The 26074-nt window shown below is 54.3% G+C and carries 21 protein-coding genes and 2 pseudogenes; 16 read left to right on the top strand and 7 right to left on the bottom strand.

Annotation, left to right across the window (positions count from 1 at the left end):
• Positions 1 to 120 precede the first annotated feature (120 nt).
• A complete protein-coding gene (locus tag EOHIBHHM_RS20435) occupies positions 121 to 432 on the top strand; it encodes a hypothetical protein (protein ID WP_497257751.1) in 312 nt (103 codons plus the stop codon).
• Between the two features lie 816 nt (positions 433 to 1248).
• Here EOHIBHHM_RS20435 and EOHIBHHM_RS20430 read toward each other — a convergent pair.
• A pseudogene (locus EOHIBHHM_RS20430) lies at positions 1249 to 1685 on the bottom strand (VOC family protein).
• A 350-nt stretch (positions 1686 to 2035) separates the two neighbouring features.
• On the opposite strand from EOHIBHHM_RS20430, the gene EOHIBHHM_RS20425 reads away from it, so the two are divergent.
• Both EOHIBHHM_RS20425 and EOHIBHHM_RS20420 read left to right on the top strand, forming a co-directional pair.
• Entirely contained in the window at positions 2036 to 2320 is a 285-nt protein-coding gene (locus EOHIBHHM_RS20425; RefSeq protein ID WP_497257868.1) for a helix-turn-helix transcriptional regulator, read from the top strand.
• Positions 2321 to 4372: 2052 nt separating this feature from the next.
• On the top strand, positions 4373 to 4825 hold the full coding sequence (locus tag EOHIBHHM_RS20420; protein ID WP_497257749.1) for a hypothetical protein: 453 nt from the start codon (positions 4373 to 4375) through the stop codon (positions 4823 to 4825).
• Between the two features lie 61 nt (positions 4826 to 4886).
• Here EOHIBHHM_RS20420 and EOHIBHHM_RS20415 read toward each other — a convergent pair whose 3' ends face one another.
• On the bottom strand, positions 4887 to 5180 hold the full coding sequence (locus EOHIBHHM_RS20415; protein ID WP_497257866.1) for a PadR family transcriptional regulator: 294 nt from the start codon (positions 5178 to 5180) through the stop codon (positions 4887 to 4889).
• A gap of 393 nt (positions 5181 to 5573) precedes the next feature.
• Here EOHIBHHM_RS20415 and EOHIBHHM_RS20410 point away from each other — a divergent pair, with 393 nt between their 5' ends.
• The 6 genes and pseudogenes from EOHIBHHM_RS20410 to EOHIBHHM_RS20385 all read left to right on the top strand — a co-directional run bounded on the left by EOHIBHHM_RS20410 (position 5574) and on the right by EOHIBHHM_RS20385 (position 12225).
• Positions 5574 to 5897 carry a hypothetical protein gene (locus EOHIBHHM_RS20410; protein WP_497257747.1) on the top strand — a complete coding sequence of 108 codons (324 nt, stop codon included), beginning with the start codon at positions 5574 to 5576 and terminating at the stop codon, positions 5895 to 5897.
• Positions 5898 to 6444: 547 nt separating this feature from the next.
• Positions 6445 to 7449 (top strand): DUF4382 domain-containing protein, encoded by a 1005-nt coding sequence (locus EOHIBHHM_RS20405; protein WP_497257745.1) that lies wholly within the window; start codon positions 6445 to 6447, stop codon positions 7447 to 7449.
• A 560-nt stretch (positions 7450 to 8009) separates the two neighbouring features.
• Entirely contained in the window at positions 8010 to 9116 is a 1107-nt protein-coding gene (locus EOHIBHHM_RS20400) for a hypothetical protein (protein ID WP_497257743.1), read from the top strand.
• A gap of 1147 nt (positions 9117 to 10263) precedes the next feature.
• Positions 10264 to 10518, top strand: a pseudogene (locus tag EOHIBHHM_RS20395) (DUF7344 domain-containing protein); the annotation flags it as partial.
• Positions 10519 to 10600: 82 nt separating this feature from the next.
• Positions 10601 to 11899, top strand: a complete 1299-nt coding sequence (locus EOHIBHHM_RS20390; protein ID WP_497257741.1) for an IS4 family transposase — start codon at positions 10601 to 10603, stop codon at positions 11897 to 11899.
• The gene (locus tag EOHIBHHM_RS20385; protein WP_497257864.1) at positions 11839 to 12225 is read left to right on the top strand and encodes a DUF7344 domain-containing protein; all 387 of its coding nucleotides are present in this window, start codon (positions 11839 to 11841) and stop codon (positions 12223 to 12225) included. Before EOHIBHHM_RS20390 ends, EOHIBHHM_RS20385 begins: the two co-directional genes overlap by 61 nt.
• Positions 12226 to 12345: 120 nt before the next feature.
• On the opposite strand, the gene EOHIBHHM_RS20380 is transcribed toward EOHIBHHM_RS20385, so the two are convergent.
• The 3 genes from EOHIBHHM_RS20380 to EOHIBHHM_RS20370 form a co-directional block, all read right to left on the bottom strand.
• Positions 12346 to 13491, bottom strand: coding sequence for a hypothetical protein (locus EOHIBHHM_RS20380; protein WP_497257739.1), 1146 nt, complete (start codon positions 13489 to 13491; stop codon positions 12346 to 12348).
• Between the two features lie 164 nt (positions 13492 to 13655).
• On the bottom strand, positions 13656 to 15101 hold the full coding sequence (locus tag EOHIBHHM_RS20375; protein WP_497257863.1) for a M99 family carboxypeptidase catalytic domain-containing protein: 1446 nt from the start codon (positions 15099 to 15101) through the stop codon (positions 13656 to 13658).
• A 70-nt stretch (positions 15102 to 15171) separates the two neighbouring features.
• Positions 15172 to 16548, bottom strand: a complete 1377-nt coding sequence (locus EOHIBHHM_RS20370) for a right-handed parallel beta-helix repeat-containing protein (protein ID WP_497257737.1) — start codon at positions 16546 to 16548, stop codon at positions 15172 to 15174.
• A 158-nt stretch (positions 16549 to 16706) separates the two neighbouring features.
• Between EOHIBHHM_RS20370 and EOHIBHHM_RS20365 the strand changes: the two genes are divergently transcribed.
• Together EOHIBHHM_RS20365 and EOHIBHHM_RS20360 are read left to right on the top strand one after the other, a co-directional pair.
• A complete protein-coding gene (locus EOHIBHHM_RS20365) occupies positions 16707 to 17378 on the top strand; it encodes a winged helix-turn-helix transcriptional regulator (protein WP_497257735.1) in 672 nt (223 codons plus the stop codon).
• Positions 17379 to 17854: 476 nt separating this feature from the next.
• Positions 17855 to 18253, top strand: coding sequence for a DUF7522 family protein (locus EOHIBHHM_RS20360; protein WP_497257861.1), 399 nt, complete (start codon positions 17855 to 17857; stop codon positions 18251 to 18253).
• A gap of 39 nt (positions 18254 to 18292) precedes the next feature.
• On the opposite strand, the gene EOHIBHHM_RS20355 is transcribed toward EOHIBHHM_RS20360, so the two are convergent.
• Entirely contained in the window at positions 18293 to 19573 is a 1281-nt protein-coding gene (locus EOHIBHHM_RS20355) for a hypothetical protein (RefSeq protein ID WP_497257733.1), read from the bottom strand.
• A gap of 367 nt (positions 19574 to 19940) precedes the next feature.
• On the opposite strand from EOHIBHHM_RS20355, the gene EOHIBHHM_RS20350 reads away from it, so the two are divergent.
• From EOHIBHHM_RS20350 to EOHIBHHM_RS20340, 3 genes are all read left to right on the top strand, one after another.
• Complete coding sequence (locus EOHIBHHM_RS20350; protein WP_497257731.1) at positions 19941 to 20900, top strand: transcription initiation factor IIB; 960 nt, start codon at positions 19941 to 19943, stop codon at positions 20898 to 20900.
• Positions 20901 to 21031: 131 nt separating this feature from the next.
• Positions 21032 to 22483, top strand: a complete 1452-nt coding sequence (locus EOHIBHHM_RS20345) for a lamin tail domain-containing protein (RefSeq protein WP_497257730.1) — start codon at positions 21032 to 21034, stop codon at positions 22481 to 22483.
• A gap of 2 nt (positions 22484 to 22485) precedes the next feature.
• Positions 22486 to 22770: a DUF3006 domain-containing protein gene (locus tag EOHIBHHM_RS20340; RefSeq protein WP_497257728.1), complete on the top strand. Its 285-nt coding sequence runs from the start codon at positions 22486 to 22488 to the stop codon at positions 22768 to 22770.
• Positions 22771 to 23160: 390 nt separating this feature from the next.
• Here EOHIBHHM_RS20340 and EOHIBHHM_RS20335 read toward each other — a convergent pair whose 3' ends face one another.
• Positions 23161 to 23517 carry a helix-turn-helix transcriptional regulator gene (locus EOHIBHHM_RS20335; protein WP_497257726.1) on the bottom strand — a complete coding sequence of 119 codons (357 nt, stop codon included), beginning with the start codon at positions 23515 to 23517 and terminating at the stop codon, positions 23161 to 23163.
• A 325-nt stretch (positions 23518 to 23842) separates the two neighbouring features.
• Here EOHIBHHM_RS20335 and EOHIBHHM_RS20330 point away from each other — a divergent pair, with 325 nt between their 5' ends.
• Both EOHIBHHM_RS20330 and EOHIBHHM_RS20325 read left to right on the top strand, forming a co-directional pair.
• Positions 23843 to 24187 (top strand): hypothetical protein, encoded by a 345-nt coding sequence (locus EOHIBHHM_RS20330; protein WP_497257724.1) that lies wholly within the window; start codon positions 23843 to 23845, stop codon positions 24185 to 24187.
• Between the two features lie 60 nt (positions 24188 to 24247).
• Positions 24248 to 26056 carry a DUF8186 domain-containing protein gene (locus tag EOHIBHHM_RS20325; RefSeq protein ID WP_497257722.1) on the top strand — a complete coding sequence of 603 codons (1809 nt, stop codon included), beginning with the start codon at positions 24248 to 24250 and terminating at the stop codon, positions 26054 to 26056.
• Positions 26057 to 26074: the final 18 nt, after the last annotated feature.

Genomic DNA, 26074 nt, shown 5'->3' with positions numbered 1-26074 from the left:
TGTAGCGCATCCGAAATCGTCACTTACCGCTTCTAACTCGCATCACTCGTCGACACCTCGTACCCAGTGTGCATCACAACACGTCTCACCCTCATCGTACGACTCACCAGCAACCCACTGATGATGTCGTCGCTCACCACCCGACTCGAGGCGCTTGAAACACGCTCGCCCCAACACTACACCCTCCGACGGCATCTCCCACTCCTCCAGACAGCGCTCGACGACGCCACACGCCCCTACCCAACCGGCCGCCAACTGTACGCCCATCTCGAGGACCCACCCATTCCGACGCGGACCTTCGGCCGCCTGCTCGCCTTACTCGTCGAGCTCGGGATTATCGACATCTACGCCGAGCGTTCGAGCGCGAACCGCTACGATATTCGTGCCTACGACGCGGCTGACCTCGAGGAACTCAAGACACTGCTTGGATAGTCACGTCCTGTAGCACGCTCGCACTCTGAACCATCGTCCCCAATACCGAGTACTTCAACAGGAATTCCGACGACATTCGCAACTACAAGCCAATAGTGCTCGAAGAACTCACAGCACATCTCTCCTCAAATGGGTCTCCGAAGCCGGGTGCAACGAGAAACAGAACAGTCGATGACACAGGTGGACGCAAGTCAACTCTGAGGTGGACAAACAGTGTCCAAGAAGAGAGTCTCAAAATAGGACTGCTAAATTTACAGGCAAAATCGGCCGGTTGTTATAAGTATCTGTAGGAATACCGGACCCTGGGGAGCTCACCAACACATCAGAGGCACTCATCCCTTCCCAGCCGACACCCAAACAGCTCGTGTCGCTGCGGCGTCTCGTTGGTGGTACGCACGTGACTGTCGGATTGTGCTGACCCGGCTCCCCGAGACGTCGCTCGGGTACGCTATCTCACCACGGCGAGACAGACTTCCCAACGCAACTCGCGACGACAGTTGTGAGTCCGATGCGGCAGCCCTCGATGAGTTCGATGACGAGCACGCACCCACAGTGATCACAGTCGCCGCTGGGGTTCCACCAGCGGCAACTGGGATCCGGTACTGCAAAACACTGGATAGGCAAAACGCCTGCCCCAGAGTGTGTGGCATTCCGGTGTGACCCATGTCTCACATGGGCAGATGCTGAATACGTGATCCACTAATATAGAATTAATTACGTGAAGTTGTACAGTATAGCTGGGCGAGACGATATCGGTAGTGGAACCACATGTGCTGCAGCTGGCGACGTGCCGTCACTTGACGCACGGAGTGACAGTCACGGGGATTCAGCGGTGTCCGCACGCTTGAACTCCGGGTTCCACACGACTTCCACAGATGTCCATCTGGATCTTGGAAGTGACCAGAATAACCACCCCAAGCACGGTCTCGCGCCGGATCGGTGATCGTTGCGCCAGCAGTTGCTGCGTGCTGAAGGACGGCATCAACAGCAGCTTTCGATGCGACATTGTGCCCGAGGGTGAATTCTGCAGCGCTTGCGGACGTCCCATCGACGTTCGCAGTAGCTGCAAGCTGCTGCTTCGGATATAGCGCCAGCTGCAGACCGTGATGTAAATCGATGAAGGCGACGTCGCCTCCCTCGAATTCAGTGCCGACGATGCCCTCGGTTGGCCAGCCCAACCCATCCCGTTAGAAGCGAAGTGACGTTTCGAGGTCGGTGACACCGAGTGTGATAACCGTGATGTAGGGGTCCATTCTGTTTCACCGCGTCACTAGTCGACGGGTGCTGCAGCAATAGACCTACACGACCATCTGTGAGCGTCACTGTGGTCGTCTGGAGGCTTGCCATACAACCCGCAGAAGCCACTCGTCGTCAGTGCTCTGCTCGCGCTTTGACAAGAGCCCAGAAACTATCGCTGTACACCACCCACAGCCGTCGCGAAGCCAGGGCAACATGATTTGACGGGTGGAGAGTGACTATAGACAATTAGTAGTTCAATTTCACCATACATATAGAATTTATCCATATTGTTTGATTATATAATACAGAAATGTACAAATGCGCAGGAGACAATCTCTACAGAGAGGCAATTGGAATGAACGGAATGTTTGAGCTGACGGGGTTCCAGCGTGATCTGCTCGTGGTGGCAAGTGGCCTGGAGAACCCATCGGGACAGCAGCTCAAAGACCAAATCGAAGAGGGGATGGGAACTGAAGTGAAAGACGGGCGGCTATACCCGAATCTCGACACCCTCATTGAGCGTGGCCTCCTCGAGAAAGGCCAGCTGGACCGTCGGACAAACTATTACCAAGTCACGGAAACCGGATCGTCGACCATCCAAGAGTACGTGGAGTGGATGCAATCGCAATCTAAAGCACTGCCGGCCTAACACTCGGTTAGAGGTGCGGGTGAGCAGTACACTGTGCCGGTGGCGATCTGTCGCTGAGAACCTGCAGTCGTTTGCTTCGTAGAGATGGTGCTACCGGACGCCACAAGGAAGCGGAATCGCGTGCTTCATCCGCCAGATGCGGGACCGATTCACACATCAAGCCAGTCCAGTGACTGCGCGTCGCTCCTGCCCATTGAAGCCGAGTCGCTGTACACTCCTTGTGAGAGCATGGTGCTGCAGACAATCGTCCTACACACACAGGGAGTCCCATCGTGATTCGAGAAGACGGCTACAGGGAATCACAACCGAATCCAGACAGATGTTCAATGTTCTGCTCGATGAGTGTACTCCTCTTCTAATAAATGCCAAACAATACAGAGATGCTGAATATAAGTCATATTTCAGCATATCTTTTGGACAATCGATGGTTCTATTGGACAGTGACGGATGTGTGTTCATGCCCATGTCGCTTACATGGGCAACACCGGAATGCCACACCCGACGGGTGTGCCTCTGTTGAGGCACTACCCATTCGGGACCCGTGTTGGTCGCCCTGGACCTCGCGATCGCCGCGATGTTCGGTTCGGCTGGCACCGTGGCTTCCGTGTGATTCAACTCGTGAGTTGCATCTGACGGTCTCCTCCTGGCCTCGCGTCGCCGTCTGAATCATTGAGAGGCTATCACGTGTTGGATCGAAGTTTAGACTGGTTCGTATCCGAACCAGTGCATACTAACGGGAGAAGGGTGTAGAAACAGATACAATCCATCAGTCAGTTCCTGACCCGGAGTTGAACGATGGGTTGTGGCATTCCGGTTGACGACGCTCATCCCGAGCGTTCGTCAGCTTTTCCGGACTGACGTCACACTCGCTGGCAGTGACAACGACGCCGACGTTCGCTCTATTCTGTCCACCACGCCAGCAATCGCTACAAGGGTGACACAGACAACGTGCGTTCTTCCTGCGTCATCATCGCTTACCTCATACTGCCACTGCATTCCACTTGGAGTTGGAGTTCCGATCACGCTTGAACAGCCGCACGTGAACGCTTACTCTGCTGGCAGATAGAGCAGATGGGGTGTACGGCGATGGACGGGCTATTCAAGAAAGGCACGAATGCTTGTGGTTGTCGGCGATGCTCTGGGCAGCAGCGCCCGGTGTGTCTGATGAAATGAGAGTAGACGTAGTATATTCAGGGGACAAGTCTATATTCACACCTTGTCAAGCAGTCGTCCCGGGTGAGAAAACGCCCTGGGTCAGAGGGCGTCGTAAGTGCCGGAATGCCTTACACTCCACCCTCCCGGGATCCCCGATTACGGGAGACAGTAGAGTGTACGCGCTCGTTGACGCCTCACTTAATTATACGTGACAGCCAAGTGGGTCAATAGGTCTTCACTGCTGAAATGCTGTGTCCACACTATCCCCCTTCCCTCAGATTCTTGTTCATCGTTCACTGAGCGTCAGCGAGCACCGGACACGTCACAAGTGAGCTCTTGGGGACGCGAGCTCCGATAGAATATTGCTGAGTCTAAGAACAATCACTATACTTATTATTCTGCACAACATAGATATTGTAGGGGAGAGATGGTTGGCAAATTACAGCGCACGATGAAGGTAACCTGCAATGAGTGTACGTTCACACAGGTTCTACACCCCGATGATGAGGAACTGCCATCGGAGATCGTTGTCGAGCATGGGAAGCAGACGGGCCACAAACTCACGGTGACCGCACTCAGAGAGTAACTCATCTAGCGATAATATTGTCTATAATGAACAATACACTTCACTAGATGAAGGGTAATGAAAGGGGAGGGGATGGGGTGGTACCTCTGACATGCGACTCCAGGGAGTGTGGATGTCGCAAACAGGGGTTTCGGCCACTCATACAACACTATTCCGACATATTTGTTGAAGCGAAGATGAGCCTTAGATGAGCACGCACATGCGTGGGAGCAACGTCTGACGGGAGATCGTGTGTGGAATACTCCCCATCGAAACGCCGAACACGGTCTCGTCGATGGGTTTATTTCTTCGACACAGTCATTCCTATCAAGATGACGTTGGGGAACATCGTCTACCTCGAGGAACACGGCCCGGTCCCGGTCGCTGAACTGCCTCACGAGATCACCACACCCCAACGAGTCGAAGGACTCAGTTGTCTCACTCTGTATGCCGGTCGTGGACCAGCCGAGCGAGTGGGTGGCCGTCTCTCACCTATCGCGTATCTCGACGCCGAACACGAGCCTGTGGCAGTCGTCCGCGCACTGATCGAAGCGAATCCGAAGCTCACAGAACACAAGTCCCGCCGTGGGCTCCGACGAGTCCTCGGAAATCAAGGCAAGCAATGGGGCGAGGCTGCTACCAGTGTCCTTGATGAGTACTATGAATCAACCGACCATCACCCTGATCACCAGGAGGCCGCCGAGACACGTGATTGTCCGTTCTGTGGGACAGAAGTCACGAAGGGTGGGCTGCCCGATCATCTCACTAGTTGTCCGGAGACGTAAGCAGCATTTACAGGAAATCGCACGATGCGGCGTCTCACATTCGAACGTGGGCGAGACACATCTAAGAGGATGTGTTTACAGACTCACCGAGGAGTGTCGTTTCCCACTGTCGTCGGTCAACCAACTGTTGGTGACCGAGCGTCGTCAGCTGATAGAAGTTCGTTCGCTGGTCACGCTGCCCCTTTTCGACGTACCCACCGTCAACGAGAACATCCAGGTTCGGGTACAGTCGTCCAGCATTGATTTCCGCACTGAAATCTCGCTCGAATCGTTGTTTAATCGCTTGTCCTGATGGCTTCTCTAGTCCACTGATGACGTACAGGAGGTCACGTTGGAACCCAGTGAGCTCGAACAACATGTCAAATCAATACATTCTCATCTCTGATAAGAGTTATTGGAGTATTTATGTTTAAAGAAATATTATATTAGTAGAATATATTATTTGCAATTATATACGTGAGTGATGTGAACTAGTAAGTTGGTTCATTCCGTACAAAATCGGCAAGTGCACCGAGGTAGCCAGTTGGAGTCGCTCCGCTCCCACCGTGATCCGAAACGGTTCGAGTTGGGAGGCAAGTCCAAAACGAACGGGGAGTGAGAGTGAATACAGCAGCTCCGTATGGACGATTCACGGAGTTCCTCGCTCCCCCGTCAGTACTCGTTCGAGAAACTGAGCACCAGAAGGAGGCCACTACGTCTATTTAGAGGGGAGTGTTCAGTCTACCAGTGACGGAGAGGGACAGACCCCATGCCACCAGATGAACTCCAGTCTCACGTTGAGGCGCTTCGAGACTGTGCGCCCCGCCGGATTCGGCTTCTCGAGGAATATTACCCCGAATTCAAAACAGCGCTCGACAGGACGACGCGGTCTTATCCGACGAGCAGCCAACTCTACGCAGAACTCGAAGACCCAGCCATCTCCGCACACACATTTGGACGGGTGCTTCCCCTGCTGGTCGAGTGTGCCATTATCGACACTCACACTGAACGAAGTAATTCCACCCGCTACGATCTCCGTGAGTACGACCCACAGCAACTCGAGGCATTGGGAGATGTCCTTACGGAGACCTGAGCTGGACTCAGTTCACAGCGGTTCCGGCAGCAACACATGTGGTGGATGCATGATCCGACCATCGAAAAGCCGCCGAGACACGCCACTATCCGTTCTGTGGGGAGATTCTGACAAAGAGTGAGCTACCCGAAGCTCACCGGCTGTTCTGAAACCGCATTGATTGTTCCCTAGTTTTATGCATGAATAGAATAGAGTAATGATTGGTGTCGCAAGACCCACTGTCATCCATCGGGGGAATCGTCTGGTAACTGTCTCAGGCACCCGACGACCGGCGCTTTTCTCGCCGGTCGTTGTTCTCTTGACAGCCCTTGGTGTTTACGAGGGCCCTACCGAAACAGGTGGCTGCTCGTCGAGGATTCTCAAGCCTTACAAATAGATCTCGCAACCATTCGAAAACTGATAGCGATCTTGTGAGCAAAGTATCTCGATCAAGTCACAAAAACACCCTCAGTACCTCTCCAGCCAAAGCAGTTCATAAAGGATACTAAGTAGTTAAATTTTATAATAAATACCCAGTTATATATGTATGGGTCTTATATAACCACCAGTGAGACAGACTCCACTTTTCACAAAGAGTGAACAGAACGATTCGAAAACAGACAGGCACTTTCGACGCCGCCATTTCTTGGCCTTGGGAAGCACTGTTGGTGCAACATTGATCGCCGGTTGCTCCACAGAGACAGAGTCCCCTACCCCTACCGGTAGTAGCACCCCGTCAGATGACTCAAATACCACATCAGGTGGTTCCGAGGGTACAACTGCGACCCCCGGCTCGTTCCGACTACTGATCAGTGACCAACCGGTCGCAATCGACGAGTTCGACGAGCTCAACGTCTCATTCGATCGTGCACGTATTTTCCGTGGCGAGATCGCCGAGGATGACGAGCCGGAGGAAACTACCAACTCTCCGGTGGCTACCGAATCTGAGACTGTAACAGACACGGAGACAACAACTGCCACCGCGACTCCAACGAACACGGCGACACCGACTGTTACTGAAACGACGACTGAAACGGAATCAGAGACCCAAGATGGCGAATCTACTGATGACGATCAACGGGGCTTTTTTATCCTTGATCTCGGTGGCGCAACGGTCGACCTCACGCAGGTCGTCGGTGAGAAGGCTATCAGTGTGTTCGATGGCGAGTTAGCGGAAGGTCGATACACCAAAATCGAGCTCTACGCAGCCAACGTTGAGGGCATCGTGGACGGTGAACCTGCCGAAGTTACGATTCCCAGTGGGAAACTCCAGATCACCAAGCCGTTCGAAATTGTCGCGGATAAAACGCTAAGCTTCGTCTTCGACATCAATGTCGTCAAGAAGGGAAAGACGGGCGAATACAACCTCCTTCCCGTGATTTCGGAGAGTGGCGTTGCTGGCCAGGACGTTGAGGTCGATGAGATCGAGAATGGGAAGTCAAACTCGGGGAGGAACAAAAGATCTGAAACAGAGGAGGGAACCGACCAAGAGGAAACTGGGACATCTGAGAACGAAAATGGGAGCGACAAGAGTGAAGACAACGGTCAATCGGAAGATGCTAACGCAGGGTGATAGAGTGTACGCTCATCTGTAGAAGAGTGTTGATACTGGCCTCTCCACCCGAGTCGGAACAGAAGTTAACAGGCAGGCCCTCCAACGACTCTGTTCCCGGGTCATTGACTGCACTACAGAATCACAAGACGACTCACCATCAATAATGTGCTCCAGATGAATGATCTGTAGAAACGGCCGATGGGAGAGATTCGCCCCGGGGCCGCTCCCATCGGGAGTGGCATTCCGGCGCAGCCTTTCCAATGGCCGCTTAAAACAGGATATTACCATATAACATACCTTTGCTGGTTTCTCGTCGCCTTCAGTCACTGATGAGAGTGATCTTGAGTACTATCCGGAGTGAAGGAGCGAGGATTCTCTTCCGTATTAATCTAGCGAGCTACCATTCGTAGTCGGCTGTTTGCCAGTAATAAACATCCAAACCCATATTCTTTTGATAAGATAAGAATATAATATATACTAGAATGGTTCAGTTACCAGAGAGAATGAATACTACCCGTGCCGTTCTTGTAATCGTCTGCCTCGTCGTGAGTAGCACCGTTCCAGTTGGAGCTACAGCAGTGACCCAGCAAGGTGAAGCGTATGCCGGTACGCACATCGAATTCGAAACAGCTAGCAATGCGATTGTTGATTACTCGGTGAACGGAGATACTATCCTTCAATCAGTGAACGTTCAATCGCAGAGCAATGCACAGAGCCAAGGAGACGTTCGTGCTGGCGTGGGGTTGTCGGCACTCACGGAACTCACGGGAGCTGCACTCTCACTCAGCTCTCAAACGGAAGTCAGTGCGACAGTAACGGCCGAGAGTGGCGCGACAATGCAGGCACACGACAACTCTCGGGGGATCCTCGTTGTCCGCTCCGGCGATAATTCACAGTACGTTACCGTCAACGTTTCTCAGTCCTCCCAAGCTGAAAGCGAGAATGACCAGCGTGTGGTCGTCACCACTGAGGACGGCACGAAAGGGACGTTCATGGTTGTCGGTGACGGCGAGGTTACCGTAAACGAGCAGGGGAACGTATCCGCAAATCTGGGGAGTGATGGCGCGCTCGTCTTCCGGTCGTATCCCGAGGGACGCGACGACAACGACCAGAAACAGGAACAGCTGATCTCCGAGGGGAAGGCCGCTGCTGAAGTGTACGTCATGCAGAAAAGCGAGCAGGGGAGCGAACTCACAGCCGATGTCGTCCAGTACAGCGCGGACACGAATGTGGAGGTAACCCAAAAGAGCGCGGGGACGGTCACAATGACCGCCGAGCGTTCCCAACAACAGGGCACGGTCATTCTCACGTCTCTCTCTGAGCAAGCGATTCGTTCCGTCAAGAATCTCCAAGTAACTGTCGACGGAGAAGCGGCCGCGCAGGCAGCCTCCTATAGCGAACTTGAGAGAGCAGCTAATAATGGTGACACCTCAAGATTCCTTGTCCACCAGCAGTCGAGTGCCGAAGCGAGCGCAGACGTACTCGTTGCCGTCAATCACTTCTCGACTCGTGAAATAACGATGTCGGAGGAAAGCAACGACCCGGATAGATCTACCACCGAAAGTGGCAATGAGAACAACGAGAATCAAGGAACTACGAGTACAGGTGCCTCTGGCTTCGGTTCGATTGTCGCCCTAGTTGCGCTTCTGGTCGCAACAGCAATTGCAGTCTCCCGTCGCGGCTAATCACTATTCTTTTCGTCACTCTCAGCGATCTCGTTCGTGCCGTTTTTATTTACTCTGGTGACTTCCACGTCCCAACTGGGTGTACCATCTTCATTGAGACATGCCCATCCACCTGTAACCGGAATCCCGCTAGCATGCGCTCGCAGGAGGAGTTGGTGCAGTTCGGTTCGAAATACAGTTTCGTCTTCGATCGGCGCGGGACTCTCTGATGTCATGGTGGTTCTTGAGAATAACCTGTGACGAGTTCACTGTAGTTTGGTCAACTTCGTCGCGCCCGATGATTAACAGCCTCTCGTAGAGAGATGCGATTTAGAGGATATAATTATGTTGTTCCAAATGGGATACATCGGTGCACCTCCGTTTTCAGCCGAAGAGTTAGTATGTTCTTGCGAGCAGAAGTGATGCTGCTCTGCTGCTTCAAACATCGACTAAATGCCCTTTTCACCGAGACAAAGGAGGCTAGCCTGGCTGCTGGAGATATGCGCAGCTCAGGTGAGTAGTCGTAGAGTCGCACGGGACCAGCCAGTCACGGTGTCAGAGGCTCATCTAACTGATCCCGTCCGGGAGCAGTCTACTCCATCTGTACTATCGTACGATACATATTTATAGATGTTTATGACTGAAATGAACTTATATTCTGATAGTCAAAATGGAAATTATTAGGCCAAGACCATTTATATTTCACTTGATGGTCAAGTGGGGAATAGAGTGATATAGGCAAGCGTACGACTCTTTTTGTATGGATTATTCTTGGCTCGCTGAATGTGAGTGCTGTGGCCCGCCAGATGAGTCCGTCTGGCGAGAACATGTTGAAGTGATTGGTGCTGACAGTGGCGTTGTCGTGCAGACCACTGGCAATGGCGCACTTCTAACGGTGCTTATCTGTCGTGAATGTGGGACGTATCGCCCTGTCGAGTGATTAGTTATGGCAGAATAGAACTGAGTTGTCGCTATGTCTATTATAACACACGATACCGTGAGTAGCTGTGAACTATTCATAACTTGTAACTGATACTCTCTCTTTTTATTCTGTCCCGCCGTACTATCCATTGTTGAAGGCTAACAGGGTCCACATTCAGATAGACGTCGTTCTAGGGGGTGGCTCGTTGTCCTGCATGTGACACAGCTCTCAACGAGAGGAGGGAAAATGCAACTCCAAACGAGACAACAAGACACCGATTACGAAACGACTGACCTGACACCAACTGCACCAACGCTCTCTAAGGACGAACTCTTCGAGATCCTAAAGAACCAGCGTCGGCGAGATGCGCTTCGTTTCCTCAAAGCGAACGGAGGAAACGTGACCCTCGGCGATATGTCCGAGTACATCGCGGCCAAGGAGAACGGTATCGACGTCAACGCGCTTTCCTCGAGTCAACGGAAGCGTGTATACATCGGGCTCATCTGTGTTCGGTTAAGGAGCGAAACCGACAGACGGTGCTGTCTTGATGAGGTTATCTTCAGAAACCGCGTAGAGAGAGGTTGTGCTAACGAGACTCTCTCCAACACTCATACGACGTCGGTTGACTTCCCTCTTTCCAGCGCATCTTATCGAAGGCATCGCGCGCGAGCGCGATGCTGTCCAACGTCATCGAAAAATCGACATCACGATGCTCGTCTGGGCGCTTATCTTGGGTTTCGCCGTCGACGGCGAAACCCGCTCTATCGCCGCATTTCAACGTGTCTACCAGACCGCCACCAATCAGATCGTCTTCCGCTCCAGTTTCTACGACCGCTTCACTCCACAACTCCGAGACCTCCTGAGCGACCTCCTCGCGCACGCGCTCGAGGAGGTCGCGGTCCCGCACACCATCGCACCTCAGCTTGCTCAGTTCCGCGATGTGATGATCGCCGATGCAACCGTGTTCCGGTTGCATCGGCTCCTTACGGCGTTTCCAGCGACTCACGACGATCAATCCGGAGCACAGCTGTATCTCGTCTACAACGTGACGAAACGGACGCTCGCCCAGTTTAGCCTCACCGACGAACGGACCCACGAAAGCAGCCAGTTCCGCACGGGGAACTGGCTGCGTAACCGACTCTTCCTGTTCGACCTCGGCTTCTACAGCTATCGACGGTTCACGTTGATTGACGAGAACGGTGGCTACTTCGTGAGTCGGCTGAAGAAGAACGCAAATCCGGAGATCGTCGGCGAATGCCGGAAATGGCGCGGGCGCGCCATTTCCTTGACAGGGAGTCATCTCCAAGACCGGCTCTCGAAGCTCAAGCGGAAGTATATCGACGTGACCGGGAAGTTCGAGTTCAAGCGACGGCAGTATGCTGGAAAGCACTCAGGAGACGCCGTCGAGTTTCGCGTCGTCGGTGTCCGCAACGAGGACACCGACGACTACCACCTCTACGTGACGAACCTTCCGGAAGAGTTCACACCAGAGCAAGTAGCTGCGCTGTATAGCCTGCGGTGGAAGGTGGAATTGTTGTTCCGTGAGTTGAAATCGCGCTACGGTCTGGAGAAGTTCGAGACAAGCGATCCAGTGATTGTCGAGTTGCTGGTGATTGCGGCTCTGCTGACGCTGGTGGTCAGCAGAGCCGTGTTAGGGGTGTTTCAAGAGGCTGATCCTGGCGTGGAGTATCCAGAAGAACGCTGGGCGACGACCTTTCGGTCGGTCGCCCAGCCAGTTCTTGCAGACCTGGCCCTTGCGCTGGGTCATCCTCCACCAAATCTTCCGGAAGTAGTACGTCATGAGGCACGTCAACCAGAGAGATCACGCCTCACCCTGAACAAACGAGTGGCTCAAGCCTTCTGCACGGGGGTCTGGTCTTAACCGAACACGAATGCATCGGGCTCTACCAGTGTCATCTCCCAAAGATGGCCACTTTCGGTATTATCGACTACGACCAAAATCGTGGAACGATCGAACTCCTGCCGGCTGCGGAACTGCTTGAGCCATATCTTGAGGACGACATTGCTGCCTCCGAGTCCAACTCAACTGTCGAACTCCGCATAGGTATGGCAACAATCGTTGCCGTGCTCGTCGTAGCTGGGCTTGCAGGTGTGCCCGTCCTGTCTGTGCTTTCCGCTGCAGAATGGGCAGTCGTGAGCACTGCTGTCCTTCTCATGTTCGCTGCGAGTGATGCGCTCGGTATCTAACACCCGCTACCCGAACAGAGACGCTGTTTTGAACGTCTTGCGTATTGTTTAAAAATGGACGTATTCCGTTAACGACGTAAGCGGCGGGGGTTCTTTGTCTGAGTCAAGCCAGCCTTCCGATCACGCAGTCAGATCTAAGAGGTCAATCTTCGACACAAATCCGTCACTCCCGTCGTCTCGTTCTGCTGAATCCGTGTATCCACACACAGCGACGTATCCGTCGTCCGTGGTCGTGATCGCGTGTGGGATTTCGGGGCGCTCTGTCCCGAACGAGTAGGTCCAGACTCTGTCACCGCTTTCATCGAGTCCACCCAGCCACAGCAGTGGCCCAATGACGTCGGCACTTCGCGTCCCAACAAAGGCGTACCCAGTTTCGGTTGCTGTGATTCCATCTGCAGTGTACTCCTCACCCTCCTTTCCGTATGTTTGGGTCCAGACTGTGTTTCCACGCAGATCAGTCCGGACGAAGAAGGCATCCGTCGTGAAGGCATCTGCTGACAGCGTTGTCCCCGCAAGGACGTATCCATCGTTAATCGGGATGCACTCAGTCAGATGATTGTCCTCACCTGCTGCATATGTCTGTCGCCATCGCTCTTGTCCCGTTGTGTCTGTTTTGAGGAGCAGAAACTCACGAGTACTGTCGCTGTTTGTGACCGTTCCACCGAGGATGTAGCCACCGTCCGTTTCTATGATCGAGACCGCTTCGACAGCCTGACCGCCGCTGTAGGTGTTCGTCCATTCTATTTTACCCTCCGAGTTAAGCTTTGCAACCGCTGCTTGGTCGGTGGTGATACCAGCAGTCGCATACCCGCCATCAGTCGTTTGCACGATATCGTTTGCCTGACTATCCATACACCCTCTCACGTGGAAGCGTTGGGTCCAGTGTTCCTCACCACGAGGGCCTGTTTCAACGACGTAAAATCGGTCGTATGCTTCCGTGGCGCTTTGGGTCCGACCACAGAGTGCATATCCACCCGTTGCCGTTCGTGTGCCAGCAACTGCACTATCGAGCCTGGCATCCCCCTGTAGTGCCGTCCACTTTCTATCGCCGGCTGAACTCCACCCATACTGCCATGCTTCTGTACTCTCAGCATCAGCGGCGAGGCCGATTGTCGTGACTCCACCGTCGGTTGTCCCAATCGTATCACGGAACTTCTCACGCCCGTCGCTGTCGCCGGTTCGGTACCAGAGGACGCTGCCCTCTCCTCCGAGAATCGGTGAAGATGGTGCGCTAGTTCCTTCAGGAGATGCCGCTGTCTCACCCATGGTGCCTGTCGCTGCTAACAGTCCCATAATGCTCACCCCCCGAACGACATCTCTTCGACTCACTCGATGCTCAGAATCCGTCGCCGTCTCGTCGTCGTTGTATTTCTCCATCAGTCTATTTTGTTGTGTTGTTGATCAGTCAGGTTCTTGCAGCGTCTGGTCCACTATCCATCCATTACGAGGTACGAGACGGTCTCGGTGGCGTGGCCGGTTTCTGTATCGTCGCTCTGGTCTTCTTCGAGATGGATGTCGACGCCGGACGTCGTCAGATTCTTCCACCGGACGGTAACGGTATTCCACCCGTTGTACGACATGACGTCGGCGAGGAAGACAGGGCGGCTCTCGTAGGACCGCGTGAAGTCGACGTGCGTCCACGAGTCGTCCGCCGTGACAGTCCGAGCTTCGTAGTTGCGACCGTCGAACGAATCACGACCTCGTTCGAACGACATCCAGCTCGTCATCTCGTCGTAGTGGTATTCGGTGGCGTGGCCATCGTCCTCCTCTTGGAGTCGGTACTGAAAGCCATCCGAAGTAGCGTTCCGGATACGCGCAATCACTGGGTCGACACCGACGGTCGACTGCGGCATCGCGAACACCACTGGCGTCGTCGAGAAGTCGGTGTCGAACGAGACGCTGTGCCACTGATGATTGACGTGTTTTCGTCCGACTTCGACGTTGTTTCCGCCGTCTGCGGAGTACGCTCCGGGATTGGCCATGAGGAATCCGGCGCGTTCTGCGTAGTGGCGGTCGTTCAGGTACGGCCACTCCTCGACGCGTGCGTCGAAGGAGTTGCCGGTCAGTCCCTCGATGCGAACGTGAGCGGGGTCGTCGCCGACGTGCGACAACGCGGGGGCGATGACAGCGGGATGCGAGTAGCGGTTGCCGACGGAGAACGTCTTCCAGTAATCCTCTAACCAAACCATCCCCGCGTCGAACTCGAACTGTGGCTTGCGAGCCTTCCGTCGCTGGCCGTACTGGTTCATCACGTGCTCGACACAGTAGAGATGCCACTGGATCTGTTCGCTTGTCGTCGTTCCTTTTCGCGTCGTCTCACAGAGGAGCCCCGGCACGTCGAGGAGTCCCGCAACGCGGTGCATGAGCATGTCGCGGTCTGCGTCGAGCGTATTACCCATCCGATAGGCGGGCGTTCCCGTGAGACCGAACTCGCTGTTCAGGTCTCCGATAGCTCGTTCTCCGGACGACCGAGCAGGCGAGCTCCACGTCGGGAACAGCGCCTGGCCGACGCTGCCGTCGCCGGACTTGTAGATGCCACGTGCCGAATGCAAATCGAACACCCAGTCGGGGTCGTGTCTGACGACTTCGTCCCAGATCGCTCTGGCGAGCGGCGTTCGCGGGGTTCCGGATCGAGGTGGAAACTGCCGGTTCAGGTCGCCGTTGTCGTTGTACCGGCTATTGTGTCTTATCGCGACTTCGTTGGCACGCGGGACGACAATCAACTCTCCTCGATCGACCTGCCACGATGCCATTTGTCCTGCTGCACGGTATCCCGACGGCTCGTTTCCGTGGACACCACCGACGACAACCGTTGTCGGTCCGCTTCGATCGGACTTATAGACGTGGACGTCTGTTTCGTACTCCGTTCCGTTCATCAGCGAGTATCGATTGACGCTTGCCATTATATGATAATTATATATTTTTTATTGGGGAATATTTGGAACTTTATAGTACCATTGGCTCCATGACGCTGATCCACTCGCGGCCGTTCCAGACGGCCGGTCCCCAGAGTCCCTCACCGTCGCCGTTGTGGATTCCCATGTCGCCACGATAGCGGCCGTCCGTCTCTCGGAGGTCGGTCTCTTGGACTACCCCGTCACTCCGAAGGCGGGTGAACTGGCTGGCGTCGCTGATGAGCGATGTGTCGTCGTAGGCATCATGTGACGGCCGGTGAATGTCCAAGTCGTGGGCACCACGCCCGTAGAGGAACGCGTCGGTGTAGTTGCGGTAGGTGGCATTTCGGATGTCAACCCCCGTGGTGTTGATAACGGCAATCGCGCGGTAGGCATCATCCAACCCGTTTCGGCCGTCGCGAGCGAAGTGACCGTTGAAATAACAGTTATCGACACTGAGACCAGGCGATTTGTTGATGTAGACCGCATGCGGATACTCCGAACTCGTTCCGTTCCCCTCGAAGTATGTCCCGTAGATGGTCTGCGACCCGCCGGAACGAGCATCGATCCCGTAGCTGCCGTTGTTCTGGACGGTTCCGCCGTTCCACCGCGAGGAGTAACCTCTGAGGAGGACACCCGGATCGTTGTTCCCGTCGTAGTAGCCGTTCCACAGAGCGTGACAGCCGTAGAACGTCGTACTGTGTGGTCTCGCCTCGGTACTAAGTCGGAACCCGACACCCCGACACGACCACGCGACACAACTGCGGAAGTTGATGCCGAACGAGCCTTTGAACGCGTTAGTCGCGTCGGTGTACGGTTCAACGGAGACCCCGTGGGAGTTCGTCTGGAAGAAGACGAGGTCCTTGTAAGTCGAGTATGGTGCTGCTCGGATGCGGAGACCAATGTTTCCGCCTCGAATCTTCAACTTCTGGACGATCGCCTTGTTCCGATAGTCGTTTTGCCCTCGGCCGAGCACCTCGATGACGTTCGTATCTGGAGCATGTCGAGCGTCGATGACCGATCCCGAGGGATGCCCACCGGTGAGAATGATCTCCTTTTCTGACTGGTCGATGACGATCGGAAACTCCTCGCCCGCGGTCTGGGCGTCGTACGACCCGTGGACGAAGACGACGTCACCGCTGTTGGCATCGTCGTACGCGGCTTGTATCGTATCGTATCCGTAGTCGCCGCTGGCGACGATGCGACGTCCTCCGAGGTTCAGTTCTGCTCCGATCTGAAGCGCTGTTGTGCTCGTATCCTGTATCTGGCTCGTTCCTTGAGAGACATCACGAGGGGTCGCTTCCTCCTCTCTTGCTTGGACACAGCCTGCCGATCCAAGTAGTGACCCAACAGCGGTAGTCTCAAGAAATGTTCGCCGTGACCAACGATTCTGGTTTAGTTTATTATTTCCAGATTGTTTTTCATCCATAGATTACGCTGTAAATTATATCTATGAAGACAATGAAAACACCGCACCAGTTTGGTAACGACGTAGTTACTAAGCATACACTAATTAGAATTATATAAATTTTGTAATAAAAACATATTTATTATAACATAAAAAAGTAGAATATAGAATCTAATAGTATGGATTTAAATAATGTTATGTTGGTTGATATACGTGAAATCGCCGATTTACTCTCGAAGAAGTGGCGAGCAAGAGTTCTCTACACCATCCGAAGCGGCGGCCCCTACCGATTTCACGAGTTAAAACAGCAGTTTGAGATTTCCTCAAAGGTGCTGACGACGTCTCTCAATGAGCTTACCGAGGTAGGAGTCATAGAACGACGGGCCCAAAACGAGTCACATGTCACGTATTCGCTCACCGAAGCAGGTGTGCGTTTGTTAGCTCTTACAGATGAACTCAATGCGTGGGTAGTGCAGTATTCATCACACTCTGTCTCACGCATTCTTGTAATAAATAGCGATCCGCGCCTCGCTCAACTCTTTACAGATTGGCTGACTCCGAGGTACGATGTGATGCAAGTGACCCAGAGTCACCAGCTGGACGATGACCTGCTGGATGAAGCCGATATCGTCGTGTTTCACTACCATCCACTGGGAGAGATTGATCCGCGATTACTCCGAAACTCTGGGAGCCTCAGTTGCGATAGTAGTCTCGTCGTTATTGCACCGAGTAAGCGAAAGCTCGCCGAAAGTGGAATACAGTACTGTGCCTCTTTGACAGTTCCAATACGGACAGAAGAACTTCATCTGTGCATTGAAACTGTTCTTGATGCTCGTGATAGTGAGCGATGACGAGAAGGGTCGTGGGGGAACGCCCTGAAAGTACAGTTAACACGTCTCCTCGATCGGCACATGCGAGCCTTTCTTCGCCGAAATCCAAGCAGTAGTTCCCTTTCGGAGAGGATCGAACAAGATCACCTCGTCGGCGTCGAACACGGCATCGATTCCACGGATGTGACTACCGAACGCACATTTAACAGTAAAGTGAGGCCATTCTTTTGTCGCCGTCTCTCGCGTTTCATCACTACTCTTCATCTATTTCTTCTTCGTTCGCGCCAGCAGGATTGGAGGGCCACACATCTTGTTTGTCTCATGGTTAAGATTTCTGAATTACAGTATATATTGTATTGTAATATAGCCTAACTAACAAAAGCGTGGCTGCTCGGGGTCACTGTTCAGTAACTCCTCACTGTCTCAGAGTGTGTCTGCAATCACTCTTCTCGTGAGGTTCATTTCTATCTATTCAATTGATTAATATATAATGTGTAATTGGTAGTAATATAGCGACCATTACGGAGGGTTCTCAGCTTGGCGAGTTTTTACTGGGCCACGTTGATGAAGACCTCCAGAATGTGATCACGTATTGGGGCCGTGGAAAGGCCGAGCTCGTCTACGTGCGCGATGATTTAGACACAAGCATCCACGTCTCGACCCGGGAAGAGCAAATCACAGAACTCCTCATGGAGTCGATTGCAAAAGATGAGCGAGAACAGTCCTTCGAGAACGAGCCACTGTATTGTATGGTCCGCCATTTCAGAGACGCAACGGTCCTTCATTTCGCACTTGCCGAACGAACCGGTGTGGCTGCCAGTCTTGAACCACAGACAGGAGTTGTTGATGATCTGTTTATTGGGCAGTGTCGTGACGTCATGAGGCTTGAGAACTGAGCCCCATCTGACGAGGCGAGTCAAAGGCGTTCATCGAGATCATAACCCGATAAAAAGCGGCCATACAAGGACGCAAACCCACATTACGAACCCGATTTTCGTTGACTGGGACCATTGGTTCTCGGATGTCTGATTCGACGCGCTTGCTGCAACGAATCCGATGACGCCGAGCACGACGAGCCGATGCAAGACGACTGCGATCGGTAAGACTTCGATACCGATCGATTGGTAATCGAGGACGAAGCCAAGTCCTAAGCCGAGAATCGCAATGCCAGCCCAGTCGAACGGTTCACCATCGTGCGGAAAAAGAATAGCAGCGACCGGAATCCCGACAGCAAAAACGAGATAGCCCGTTCCAGCGACGAGTTTCACCGGGACGTTCGGAACCGTTGACTCTACGAAAATACTGGCGCTACGGACGACAAGTGGTAACGACAACAGCGATACCAACAAGAGCGCACTCCGTTGGCGAACTTCATCGGAGAACCACGCCGATACCTGTTCGACTGTCGTCTGCCAAGTGTTTCGCCCGTGGATAGATCCCACGAGCAGAAGTCCAGCTGAGAGCATACCCACGGTGGAGAGCGGTCGCAGGTCGATAACTGATACCCAGCCGTCGGCGTCGGAGGGGCCGCCGTTCGCAAATCGTTCACGACTGATGTCGGCCGTGTACGATGCGCCGAGATATTCAGTTTCGAGATGATGCTGCGCTAGCGATAGCGACCCGACCGTGTGTCGCAGCCGAAACCAGTCCCAGTGTTCATGATGGGCTTGAATCGCAGTCCACTGTTCGCTTTCACTGCCTCCTTCGTAGAGACGGAGGTGGTGGCGCGAACCGAAGTACGTTCCGTCGTGGAGCTGGGCTGTTTCGGTCATCCAGCCGCCTGCGGAGCCAGGTGCTGCAATATAGGTATATCGAGTCGCACCAGTTGTCTCTCGCCACTTGATGTCTCCTCCGTTGACCACAACGGGCTCGCTTTCATCACCGACTCCTTGCCAGTCGGTAGTCATCGGTTCTAATTCGCTGTCGCCGCGCTCACGAAGCTGTGTGATCACGCGTGAACTCTCACCGCGGACAACCGCGTTGATTGGCAATGTGAGTGACTCGAAAGTCTGCTGTCGACTTGTGAACGGCCACAATTTGATATCGCTCTCTTCGGAGAGAGAGACAAGTTTCACATCGTCCGGCCCTTTTGCGTCCAACTTCTCTGTAGAAGTGGGCGCAACGAGGTTCGGGTTGACGGTGAGAAGAGCGAGAAGGACGACGACGGCACTGATAATGGCTAAGCGACGACGAGAGCGAGGACGCGAACCGTGCATCTCTGATATATATTTCCATCTCTAGTATATTAATTTAATGTTGAATGGGTGTATACTGGATAGTGTTAGTAATCCGTGGCTTTTCAGCAGGTGCCGAAGTAGTTCACCCGTCGTCCGTAACGCATCGACAGATGATCCATGTAACCGAGGCGAAACAACTGTCTCGTACTTCTTCGCTGCTGGACAACCTCTGAATTTGGTGTGTCTCATGCTTGTTGAGCAGCGAGTGCCTGCCGATCATCCAGTATTGATGGACTGTCTCTTCAAGAGAGACAGCAGAGAAGGCAGCGGCTGACCCGAGCATAGTAAATGAAGATTTGTTTTCACTAGAAAATTTTTTATTTTTGGATTGTATAGTGAGTATTTAATGGCTAACTTTCCGTCACAGCGTATCTCACCTCAAGACGCTACAGAAACAACGCAGGAGTCACGCGGCACAACACAGATGTGCCCGGAATGTAGGTCGGATTCGATAATTCAAGACGGCGATGAACGGGTTTGTGAAGGCTGTGGACTTGTTCTCGATGAACAGGCAATCGACCATGGGCCAGAGTGGCGAGCCTTCAACGCATCGGAGCGTGACTCGAAGTCCCGTGTTGGAGCACCGATCACGCAGACGATGCACGATAAGGGGTTGACGACGACCATCGATTGGCAGAACAAAGATGCCTCTGGGAATACGCTGTCGTCGAAAAAGCGCCGGCAGATGAGTCGATTGCGAACGTGGCAAGAGCGTGTCCGGACGAAGAACGCTGGCGAGCGCAATCTGCAGTTTGCCCTCTCTGAAATGGACCGGATGGCCTCGGCACTCGGCGTGCCACGCTCAACGCGTGAAGTCGCTTCGGTTACCTACCGGCGTGCACTCAACGAGGATTTGATCCGTGGGCGCTCGATTGAAGGTGTGTCGACAGGGTGTTTGTATGCTGCCTGTCGACAAGAGGGAATTCCACGCAGTCTCGATGAAGTCGCCGACGTCTCACGTGTTTCATACAAAGAAATCGGTCGTACCTACCGCTATATCGCCCATGAGTTGAGTCTTGAGATGCGCCCCGTCGATCCCAAAGAGTACGTTCCGCGATTTGCATCTGCGTTGGACGTCCCTGAAGCAGTTGAGCGACGGGCGAACGAGATTATCGACACGACCGCTGAGCAGGGGTTGTTATCAGGCAAGTCTCCGACAGGATTTGCGGCGGCGGCGCTCTACGCTGCAGGCCTCCTCTGCAATAATGAACGGACACAACAAGAAGTTGCTGACGTGGCCCGAGTGACAGAGGTGACAATCCGAAATCGGTACCAAGAGCAACTCGAAGCGATGGACATCCTGTGAGCAGTGGAGCACGCGTTCTGGGAGATCCAGATCCGTGAGCGAGCATTGCTGCAGCGGATTGCAATCCACCCGAACGCGAGTCCAGCAAAATCATCCAGAACTACTAACCCATGGCTGAACCACGTCCAAGTATGTCTACCCGACGACTCATCGCTATTTTTGCAGTTCTGGGGGTGGTTCTTCTAGCCGGATGCACTGGTGGAATCAGCGATCTCGGATCGGAACCAACCGCGACTGGAGACGAACAAGCAACGACAGCAACCGCGGCGACTGGGAGCGCAGCGCCTGCGGGAGAGCTGTCCGTTCATGTGTTGAACGTCGGGCAAGGATCGAGTACACTGGTGATCGGACCCAAGGGCGAAACGATTCTCATCGATACCGGCGATTGGACTGATGACGGGGAGGATGTCATTGCGTCTCTCGAAGCACGTGGGGTGACGCGAATTGACCACCTCGTGACGTCCCACCCTGATGCGGATCATATCGGTGGGCATGCGGCCGTGATTGAGCACTTCGAGACCAATGGCGACGGCGTCGGGGCAGTGTACGACCCCGGTATCGCATCAAGTTCTGCAACCTACGAGTCATACCTTGATGCGATCGAAGCACACAACGTGACTCTGTACCGGGCGCAGGCTGGGGATTCGATCCAAATGAGCGAGGTTGATGCACGAATTCTCGCCCCACCGGAAGGATATCTTGCGAACGAAGACCGAAACGAGAACAGTCTCGTGGTGCACCTCCAGTTCGGTGCATCAAGCTTCTTGCTTACTGGTGATGGAGAAACAGCGAGCGAGGAGTATCTCGTTGAGACCTACGGTGACAGCCTCGATTCGACAGTGCTTGCTGTTGGGCATCACGGCAGTCAATCAAGTACGAGCGACGCATTCCTTGATGCAGTCTCACCGCAAGCAGCCGTGGTTTCGAGTGCGTATGATTCCCAGTACGGACACCCACACGAAGCGGTGTTATCACGGCTTGCTACGCGCTCGATCCCGACGTACTGGACTGCAACACATGGGACCGTTCGATTCACGAGTAATGGATCAGCAGTCACGGTCGCCACTCAGCAAGACGCTCCCACGACTGCGACTAACCTCCGAACTGGAGAGCCGATTGCCCCCGGAAGTGGTGATTCGGTTACCGACCGGTGCGTGATCCATGCGGATGGCTCCGGGACGACCCCGATCACGGAACCAACCGAGACACCAACTGACCCGACAACTCCCACGCCGACAGAGACGAGCGAGCGCGCTGGCCTCGAACTTGTCGAAATCAACGCTGATGCAGACGGCGATGACGCCGAGAATCTCAATGGCGAGTACGTTACCTTCGAGAAGACGGGGACGTCGTCGCTCAATCTCTCCGGATGGGAACTCGCCGACGCGGCCGGGCACTCGTATACGATCCCTGAGGGGAACGTACTCGAAGCTGGCGACCAAATCACAATCTACACGGGGAGTGGCACAGATACAGAGACCGAACTATACTGGGGCCAATCAACCCCGGTCTGGAACAACAACGGCGACACCGTCATCCTTCGAGATGACACCGGTACGATCGTGATCGAGGAGACCTACTGACGATGGTTACCGAACAGTTCACTGGCGTTATCGACCGCTTTGAGGACGACCTTGCAGTCATCTTGCTCGAGGCAAATGGGGAGGTGGTTGATGAGCTCGTGCTTGAACGGGAGGCGCTCCCGACTGAGGCGGCACATCCGGATGCAGTGCTTGAGGTGACGCTCGTCGATGGCGAGGTAACCGACCTTTCGTATGATGCTGCTGAGACGACAGATCGAAAGGACCGAGCGCAATCACGCTTCGATCAGCTTGCTGGACGACCACCCAGTGAGGACGACTCAGAGTAAACGACATACCCGCTGCCTGGTGCATACCCTGACCGACAGAGGCTAGGGAGGTTTCTCTTTCTGTGGGCGTTCGGAACTCAATGTGCGAATACAGCCCTCTCAGGCACATACAACAGGAAATCAGTAGATCGAACTGCTCCCATTCTCGAAGCGATTGCCCAGCTCCAAACGCATGGCAAAGCCCTCGTTCGTTCGAAAGTCATCGAACGAAGAGTAGCCGGAGAGTGGCTCTACCATCGCTTGAACATACGAAATGTACTCTCTCACTGCTGGCATCTACGGGCCTCAATCTCAGAGTTGAACATACGAAATGTACTCTCTACTGGCGACGTCAACAATAAACGCAGTGTGGGTCACACAGCGATGGGTCACCGTCCCCACTCTGCCAACTCAGGCACTGACCATCTCCTCGACGAACTGTGCGTACTCATCGACAACCCACTCCCCACGCCCGGTGAGCGTGTATTCCTTGTATCGCTTGTCCGTGGCTTTCGTCTGCTTGCTGACCAATCCCGCATCGACCAACCGATCAAGACTTGGATAGAGACGACCATGGTTGATTGGCTCTGGATACAGCGCCTCAAGTGCAGATTGCAAAACCGCCCCATCTGTAATATCAAAGCGATAGATCAGACACAAGAGATACGTCTGAAACGCCGTCAGGTCCGTTGGGAGATTGTAGTCATCAAAATCAACTGCGTCGTCTACACCGTCCTCTATCCCCTCATTCGAATTCGAATCAGCCATGCCATATTCTTCCAATATCGCCCCTAATAATTCCATCTACAACCCATAGCAGAGAAAGAATAGTGTGACGAATTTCCGAGACATCCATGTCCACACGTTGGAGGAGTCACGATCAGCGATATACCGAATACCATCCGGGAGCAAGCCACGACGTCAACTGAATAGTTGATCTTCACGCACAGGAGTGAACAGCACTTAGGACACCGACACTCTTCACCAGTACACCTTAGTCATTTGATTAATTGTCTATAATCACACCTTAGCTAGTGTGATTTATCAATACTTCTCACTAAAGCTTTTAGCACTCGAAGTTATGGAATATTATATGCGTCTGAGACAACGCGTGTCACGACTGCTGGTCACAGTCGTCACACTCAGCGCCACCGCCGGCGTTGCCGCCGCCCAGCAAAGTGAGATCAACAGCTCGCTCACCCAAATCGAGGAGTTTGTTGCGACAACCCTTGGCCAACTCGGCGTCATCGTGTTCCTTGTCGGGGCCGCACTGTGGTTCGTCTCCCGACGAAGTGCTGACCGAGCGCAATGGGGGTGGCGAGCCATGTGGGGTGGAGCAGGCATGATCGTACTGTCAGTCAGCTACGGCGTGTTCGTGGGGCTCTTCGAGAATCTCGCACCCGGCATGCTGATTCCTGGGCTGCCGCTGCTACCCTGAGACGGCAGTGATAGTCACGCCAGCCGCACCGCACGCTTCCCACCCATACGCTGTCCCTACATGCCCAGCCGCCTGCTCGTGACACTGCTGCTCGTCTGTTTGCTCGCCGTGCCCGTCGGCACTGCTGTGACGACGTCCCAGCCGAGTGCCCCCAACAGTGCTGTTCGGGCGTTCATCGCTGATGACCCGGACCCCGAGCAGGGCGCGATACCGCCGTTCGTGCTTTCGGGACTGGCGGATGCCATCGCTATAGAGAACCTCTCCGTCCGTGAGGCTAGTCGGATACGCGATTTTAGCTATAACACGACGACCCCACAGTACCGCGTCGGCGACGACCAACAGACGCTTCGTGAGTATCGGCTCGCACAACTGCAGTCGATCGATCGGAATCAGTCGACAAGTCTCTGGGTGGCCGACTCCGAACGCTCGAACGGCACAGTCGTCAAAGACGCCCACGTGACGATGCTCGGCACTGAATCGGGTCTGACGAGTCGCTTCAGCGCAACACAATCCGGAGAAAACGACAACCGTCTACAGTACATCTCCCGGAATGGGACCGTCTTTGCCCAACTCGATTACGCAACAGTGCTGCCCGAGCAAACGTGTACCGTCGCTGGCGAGACGAAGACCTGTCTCAGCTACCGCTTGCTCGACCAGCGTGTCAATCGCACTCTTCGGATTGGCGCACAGGAGTGGCGCGCTACAGAGGATCCACCGCGACAGCTCACCTACAGTGGAGCCAGAGCGACCGACCCAACGACGATGCAGGTCGAGGCAACGATCGAAACCACCGTCGCCGTCCAAACGAAAATTTACACTCGCGACGGTGGTGAGTGGAAGGTGGCGAATACGAGTCTGAGCGAGCCGACCGTGTTCTCAGAGACCGTCAAAGACAGCGCTCGCGTGGTCGTGACGACAAACCAACCGCTGACGGTCACCCAGACGGTTGTCGAATCCGAAACTGGCGACGCCCGACTCATCCTGCAGTTCGACGGCCCACAGTCGATGGCTGACCGCCGCCTGTGGAGCACTGCTCAGTTCGAGGGAAGCAACACGCGGTTGCAGAACGTCTGGGGCGTCTACTCACAGCGACAGTATCCGAACGCGACACACGGGACTCAACGCATCGTCAAAACAAACATCACAGTGGACGATAACGGTGCGAGGGCGTCGCTGTCGCAGTCGGTCACGACGGCGGACACCGAGACCGTTGGGTTCCCGAACGTCCTTGAGCTCCAACTGCTTGCCCAGAGTCCCTCACCTACGATCCAGCGCGGTCCGAACACTGGTATCCTCGCCGCCCCTGAAATCACCTCGATAAACGGGTTCACACTCACAGAGCAGCCAGCTCCACTCGACAAACGGGTCAATCTCACCTCGGTGCCAGCGCGAGGAACACAGACCATCGTCATCATGAACGCCGACGAACCGATCACCGGCCTCCGCGATATCCACGGGGACCCGATCCCGATCGAGACACAGCGAACACGCGAGCACCAGACGAATCTCTCGACGACGAAACTCAACGACACGCACGCCCGCGTTCACTTGACTGACGCTGAGACCGGCCAGCCGCTTGCTGGACAGCCACTGTGGCTCAGTGGTGCTGCCGAGCCGACCGTCCGAACAAATGCACATGGGAGTGTCATCATCGAGCGGCGTGATCTGTATGTCACGACCCGATTCCGCGGGACGATCGCTGCCTCGGCAGACGTCTATTATAGTGCCACTCAGACACAACTCGCCTTCAGCCCCGATCCCTTCGACATCTATGAACTGCTCGTGAGCCTTACTGGGGCGCTTGTCTCGATTGCGGCGTTTCTCGTCTTCTATCTCCCCATCGCGTACATGCGAGGTGGAACCAGTTAGAGATCGTGAATAAACTAT

The organism is Halogranum roseipondis, assembly GCF_059695585.1.
Note: the sequence above shows the minus strand (reverse complement) of the source record. Positions and strands in the feature narration are given on the sequence as shown.

Coding starts and splice junctions, on each gene's coding strand:
- EOHIBHHM_RS20365 (WP_497257735.1), top strand. CDS start 16,707: ATGGATTTAAATAATGTTATGTTGGTTGATATACGTGAAATCGCCGAT.
- EOHIBHHM_RS20340 (WP_497257728.1), top strand. CDS start 22,486: ATGGTTACCGAACAGTTCACTGGCGTTATCGACCGCTTTGAGGACGAC.
- EOHIBHHM_RS20355 (WP_497257733.1), bottom strand. CDS start 19,573: ATGCACGGTTCGCGTCCTCGCTCTCGTCGTCGCTTAGCCATTATCAGT.
- EOHIBHHM_RS20330 (WP_497257724.1), top strand. CDS start 23,843: ATGCGTCTGAGACAACGCGTGTCACGACTGCTGGTCACAGTCGTCACA.
- EOHIBHHM_RS20350 (WP_497257731.1), top strand. CDS start 19,941: ATGGCTAACTTTCCGTCACAGCGTATCTCACCTCAAGACGCTACAGAA.
- EOHIBHHM_RS20335 (WP_497257726.1), bottom strand. CDS start 23,517: ATGGCTGATTCGAATTCGAATGAGGGGATAGAGGACGGTGTAGACGAC.
- EOHIBHHM_RS20375 (WP_497257863.1), bottom strand. CDS start 15,101: ATGAACGGAACGGAGTACGAAACAGACGTCCACGTCTATAAGTCCGAT.
- EOHIBHHM_RS20380 (WP_497257739.1), bottom strand. CDS start 13,491: ATGGGTGAGACAGCGGCATCTCCTGAAGGAACTAGCGCACCATCTTCA.
- EOHIBHHM_RS20425 (WP_497257868.1), top strand. CDS start 2,036: ATGTTTGAGCTGACGGGGTTCCAGCGTGATCTGCTCGTGGTGGCAAGT.
- EOHIBHHM_RS20435 (WP_497257751.1), top strand. CDS start 121: ATGATGTCGTCGCTCACCACCCGACTCGAGGCGCTTGAAACACGCTCG.
- EOHIBHHM_RS20325 (WP_497257722.1), top strand. CDS start 24,248: ATGCCCAGCCGCCTGCTCGTGACACTGCTGCTCGTCTGTTTGCTCGCC.
- EOHIBHHM_RS20410 (WP_497257747.1), top strand. CDS start 5,574: ATGCCACCAGATGAACTCCAGTCTCACGTTGAGGCGCTTCGAGACTGT.
- EOHIBHHM_RS20370 (WP_497257737.1), bottom strand. CDS start 16,548: ATGGATGAAAAACAATCTGGAAATAATAAACTAAACCAGAATCGTTGG.
- EOHIBHHM_RS20345 (WP_497257730.1), top strand. CDS start 21,032: ATGTCTACCCGACGACTCATCGCTATTTTTGCAGTTCTGGGGGTGGTT.
- EOHIBHHM_RS20420 (WP_497257749.1), top strand. CDS start 4,373: ATGACGTTGGGGAACATCGTCTACCTCGAGGAACACGGCCCGGTCCCG.